General features: G+C 60.3%; 4 protein-coding genes. All 4 read left to right on the forward strand.

Annotated elements, in window-relative coordinates; translation table 11 throughout:
- Window positions 1–91 precede the first annotated feature (91 nt).
- Complete coding sequence (locus tag PHS32_RS23875) at window positions 92–847, forward strand: HNH endonuclease (protein ID WP_301082063.1); 756 nt, start codon at window positions 92–94, stop codon at window positions 845–847.
- Window positions 848–884: 37 nt separating this feature from the next.
- Complete coding sequence (locus PHS32_RS23880) at window positions 885–1982, forward strand: virulence RhuM family protein (protein ID WP_301082065.1); 1098 nt, start codon at window positions 885–887, stop codon at window positions 1980–1982.
- Between the two features lie 160 nt (window positions 1983–2142).
- Window positions 2143–3474, forward strand: a complete 1332-nt coding sequence (yegQ, locus tag PHS32_RS23885; protein WP_301082066.1) for a tRNA 5-hydroxyuridine modification protein YegQ — start codon at window positions 2143–2145, stop codon at window positions 3472–3474.
- A 56-nt stretch (window positions 3475–3530) separates the two neighbouring features.
- A complete protein-coding gene (gene arfB / locus PHS32_RS23890) occupies window positions 3531–3947 on the forward strand; it encodes an alternative ribosome rescue aminoacyl-tRNA hydrolase ArfB (RefSeq protein ID WP_301082067.1) in 417 nt (138 codons plus the stop codon).
- The last annotated feature ends 166 nt before the right edge of the window (window positions 3948–4113 follow it).

A 4113-nucleotide genomic window follows, 5' to 3' on the forward strand; every position in this document is an offset into this window, starting at 1 on the left:
GGCTGTGGAGATAAACGGCCACCGAAACGGTGGCACCAAGGGTTGGGGCCGCGTTAGCGACCCCGTTTTGCCGCTTTGAGCGGCTCACAATTTGAAAGCCCCCGGCTTTGCCGGGGGATGGTTACTGGAGGCCTTTTACGAGCGTGGCCTGAAAAGTGGCTTGCCTTATTTGGCTGACGGAACGCCAGTCGTTGCGGGCGGCGTGACCTACGCGAGCTTTGTTCAGGCATTCCGCGACGCGCACCGTCTGAACCACGACCCAAAGGCGCGCGAAGTTTGCGTATTCTGTGGAGGGCCGCTGGGCGATACACCACATGTTGACCATTGGATCAACAAGGGCGCGTTTCCACTGCTCAGCGTATGTGCGGACAACTTGCAACTGATTTGCAGCACCTGTAACGAGGCTCCCAATAAGGGCGATAAACCCGTACACAGTGCGGGCAGCTTCGCCGATTGGTTCCACCCCTTCCTGCGCCACGCAAATGGAACGCTGGCCTTGGACTATGTCTTGCCCGAGTTTGCGGTGAAGTGCACAGCCGCCCAGCCAGAAGATCAACCCAAGGTGGACAACCTCGATAGGTTGCTCAATCTTGCTGATCGCTGGACGCGAGAATTTAAAGCGGAGTACGCCAAACAGCAGGACGTACTTCGCGGACGGGAACGGCGGCGAGTCTCGCGCGGACAAGCACGGCATTCACAGTCTGAGATACAGACATATGTGCAGCATTGGAAAAACGACCTATTGCCTAGCGAACCCCATCACGAGGTCCATCAGGCGCTATGCGCAGCGATGCTAGAACCGGCACGTCTCGCGGCTTGGCACAATGAGTTGGGCTTGGTGTCATGACCACCATTCAACGAACATACCTCAGGGAGCGTGACACATGACCGAGAAAAAGACCCCGGCGGAAAAGCAGCCCATCGCGGTAACTGAAGGCACGGAAGCGCCTTTCCTGCTTTACGCTGGCGATGACGAGAAGGTGCATGTCCGCGTGCTCATCCACGCCGAAACCCTGTGGGTGCCCCAGCGCCTCATGGCAGAGCTGTTCCAGACTACACCGGACAACATCGGCCTTCATCTCAGGAACATCTACGCAGAGGGCGAGCTGGCGGAAAAAGCAACTGCCGAGGATTTCTCGGTAGTTCAAAATGAAGGCGGGCGAGCTGTTCGGCGCACCCTCAAGCACTACAGCCTCGACGCCATCATCGCCGTCGGGTACCGCGTCAGTTCCAAGCGCGCCACCCAGTTCCGGATCTGGGCCACTCAGATTCTGAAGGAATATATCCGCAAGGGCTTTGTACTGGACGATGAACGCCTGAAGCAAGGCAAGCAGGTGTTCGGCGAGGACTATTACCTGGAGTTGCTGGAGCGGGTCCGCTCTATTCGGGCCAGCGAACGCCGCATCTACCAGCAGATCACCGACATCTTTGCCGAGTGCAGCGTCGATTACGACCCGAAGTCAGACATCACGCAGAACTTCTATGCCATGGTGCAGAACAAGTTCCACTATGCCATCACGGGCCAAACCGCCGCCGAGATCATTCACAGCAAAGCCGACCGCACCGCTCCGCATGCTGGCCTGCTCACCTGGAAAAATGCTCCGTATGGCCGCATCCTGGCCTCGGATGTCACTATCGCCAAGAATTACCTGTCCGAGCCGGAGATCAAGCGGCTGGAGCGCACCATCTCCGGCTTCTTCGACTACATCGAAAATATCATCGAAAACCGCGTCCAGATGAGCATGGCCGACATGGCCGCCAGTGTGGACAAATTCCTGAGTTTCAATGAGTACGCGGTGCTGACCCACAAGGGCAACATCAGCAAGACGCAGGCCGATCAGCGGGCGCTGGCCGAATATACAGAATTCAATCGGACACTGAAAATTGAGTCGGACTTTGACCGGGTACTAAAGGCAACGAAGGCGCTGGGGGACAAACCCCAAAAGTCAGTGCGCAAAGGTCGTGGATCAAGAAAATTGTGAGCGTCACTGACCATTCACCAAAATCCCAAACCCTATCGGTTGGGATTTTTTCCGGAACACCCGTTCGTGCGGTTCCCGGCGTCGCCTTGGCGCGTGATCCTGAGAATGAAAGGGAGGCCCGCAAGCTTGTCCGCAACATGACAGCACCGATAATCCGGGCATGACTTTGAAAACCCCTGAACTGCTGGCGCCGGCGGGCTCGCTGAAGATGCTGGAGACCGCTTTTGCCTTTGGCGCCACTGCCATCTATGCTGGCCAGCCGCGCTATTCGCTGCGCGTGCGCAACAACGACTTCGGCACTATCGAGGTCTTGCAGCAGGGTATCGATCTGGCGCATCAACTGGGCAACAAGTTCTATCTGGTGTCGAACATTTTTCCGCACGACAACAAGGTCAAGAACTACGTGCAGAACATGACGCCGGTGATTGCCTTGCGGCCCGACGCTTTGATCATGTCCGACCCCGGCCTCATCATGCTGGTGCGCGAGACCTGGCCCGAGGTGGAAATCCACCTCTCGGTGCAGGCCAACACCGTTAATTCCGCGGCCGTGCGCTTCTGGAAAAGTGCCGGCGTCAGCCGCGTCATCCTGTCGCGCGAACTGTCCCTGGACCAGGTGGCGCAGATTCGCCAGGAGTGCCCGGATACCGAGCTCGAAGTGTTTGTGCACGGCGCCCTGTGCATCGCTTATTCGGGGCGCTGCCTGCTGTCGGGTTATTTCAACCACCGTGATGCGAACCAGGGCAGTTGTACCAATTCCTGCCGCTGGGACTACAAGACCCAGCCCGGCGTGGTCGACGCCTCGGGCGACATCCTGGCGCCGCCGGAGGCAGCCCAGCGCGAGCGCGACCAGGTCTATGTGATAGAGGAGGGCCAGCGCCCCGGCAGCTACATGCCGATCGAGGAAGACGAACACGGCACCTACGTCATGAATTCGAAAGACCTGCGCGCCATCGAACACGTGCAGCGGCTGGTCGAAATCGGCGTCGATTCGCTCAAGATCGAGGGCCGCACCAAGAGCCCTTATTACGTGGCGCGCACGGTGCAGAGCTACGCCCGGGCCATTGCCGACGCCGTGGCCGGGCGTGCGCTGGACCCGGCCTTGCTGGGGCAGCTCGAAGGCCTGGCCAACCGCGGTTATACCTCCGGCTTCTTCCAGCGCCACACGCCCGAGGAAACGCAAAATTACCTGCGCGGCTACTCCGAATCCGGGCGTAGCCTGTATGTTGGCGATGTGGTGTCATTCGATGCGGCGCGCGGTCTGGCCGAGGTCACGGTGAAGAACCGCTTTGCCGTGGGCGATTGGCTGGAGCTGATTCAGCCGGGCGGCAACCTCGACCTGCAACTCAGCCGCATGGAAAACGCCGAGGGCCAGGCCATGACGGTGGCGCCGGGCAGTGGTCACACCGTCTGGCTGCCGCTGCCGGCCGGTGCCGTCGGTGCCTTTGTGGCGCGCTACCTAGCCGCCCCCGAGCCGGAGCGCGCTACAGTCTGAGCTGTTTTTCGTTTTTCCGGCGCAGGCTGGAATCCCCGAACCGGTAACTCTGTTGTATGGCCGAACCCGTTTCCCCGCCGCTGGAAATCACCGAAGCCGAGGTCGAGCTGACGGCGGTGCGCGCGCAAGGGGCCGGTGGGCAAAACGTCAACAAGGTTTCCAGCGCGATTCATCTGCGCTTCGACATTGCCGCTTCCTCCCTGCCGGATGACGTGAAAGAACGCCTGCTGGCGCTGCGCGACAGCCGCATTACCAAGGACGGGGTGCTGGTGATCAAGGCGCAGCAGCACCGCACGCAGGAGATGAACCGGCTCGATGCCTTGTTGCGCCTGCATGAACTGGTCAACAGCGTGGCGCTGCCGCCCAAGACCCGGCGCGCCACCAAACCCAGTCGCGCCGCCAGGCAAAGGCTGCGCGTTGCCAAAAGCCAGCGCTCCGAGATCAAGGCCTTGCGCGGCCGGGTTGTCGAGTAGCCCGCAATGGGGAGCCTGAAGATGCTGTCGCAAGTGTTGGCCATTGCCCGAATCGAGGCCCGCTTTTTCATCAAGTTCCCCAAACTGCTGTTGGCGGCGCTGGGCGTGGCGCTGATTCCGGCGCTGTATGCGGTGATCTATCTGGGCAGCGTCTGGGACCCGGCGG

The organism is Rhodoferax sp. (genome assembly GCF_028714215.1).
Lineage (GTDB): Bacteria > Pseudomonadota > Gammaproteobacteria > Burkholderiales > Burkholderiaceae_C > Rhodoferax.

What these genes read in the sequence shown, in the direction of transcription:
- PHS32_RS23880 (WP_301082065.1), top strand. Translation starts at nt 885, where the DNA reads ATGACCGAGAAAAAGACCCCGGCGGAAAAGCAGCCCATCGCGGTAACT.
- yegQ (WP_301082066.1), top strand. Translation starts at nt 2,143, where the DNA reads ATGACTTTGAAAACCCCTGAACTGCTGGCGCCGGCGGGCTCGCTGAAG.
- arfB (WP_301082067.1), top strand. Translation starts at nt 3,531, where the DNA reads ATGGCCGAACCCGTTTCCCCGCCGCTGGAAATCACCGAAGCCGAGGTC.